The 258-nt window shown below is 75.2% G+C and carries 1 protein-coding gene; it reads left to right on the top strand.

What is annotated here, in order from left to right:
• Nucleotides 1-258: hypothetical protein (locus ACSNOK_RS34985; protein WP_436784730.1), on the top strand; the 258-nt coding region annotated here is incomplete at both ends.

Here is a 258-nt window from a genome sequence, read left to right as displayed (position 1 = left end):
GGCGACGTCCGGGTCCGCGGCATCGATGTCCACGACGGCACGCACTACCCGCTGTCGCTGGTGGCCTGGCAGTTCGGCCCGCGCCTGACCCTGCGCGTGGACCACCGGACCGACGTGTACGGCACGGCGGACGCCAAGGACCTGGCGGCGCGGCTCGTCCAGGAGCTGGAACGGATCGCCACGAGCCCCGAAGCCCCGGTCGGTACCGCGACCGCCGGGACGACCGCCGGGACGGTCGCCGAGGCGACCGCCCAGGGA

The sequence above is a fragment of the Streptomyces sp. URMC 126 genome (genome assembly GCF_051386555.1).
Taxonomy (GTDB): Bacteria; Actinomycetota; Actinomycetes; order Streptomycetales; family Streptomycetaceae; genus Streptomyces.
Note: the sequence above shows the minus strand (reverse complement) of the source record. Positions and strands in the feature narration are given on the sequence as shown.